Genomic DNA, 341 nt, shown 5'->3' on the forward strand with positions numbered 1-341 from the left:
GCTGATGTACTTGCTGACGTGCTTGCTGATGTGCTTGCACTTGTTGAAGCCGATGTACTTGCTGATGTACTTGCGCTTGTTGAAGCCGATGTACTTGCTGATGTACTTGCGCTTGTTGAAGCTGATGTACTTGCTGACGTGCTAGCCGATGTGCTTGCGCTTGTTGAAGCTGACGTGCTTGCTGATGTACTTGCTGACGTGCTTGCAGATGTACTTGCACTTGTTGAAGCTGATGTACTTGCTGACGTACTTGCGCTTGTTGAGGCTGATGTACTTGCTGACGTGCTTGCTGATGTGCTTGCACTTGTTGAAGCCGATGTACTTGCTGATGTACTTGCGCT

Annotated in this window: 1 protein-coding gene; it reads left to right on the top strand. The window is 49.0% G+C overall.

The genetic code is table 11. The features are described 5' to 3' along the window. The coding region (locus N8M66_RS09285) for a hypothetical protein (protein WP_261047221.1) at positions 1-341 on the top strand (341 nt) is incomplete at both ends.

Origin of the sequence: Streptococcus mitis, from assembly GCF_946188585.1 — a bacterium.
GTDB lineage: Bacteria > Bacillota > Bacilli > Lactobacillales > Streptococcaceae > Streptococcus > Streptococcus mitis_DG.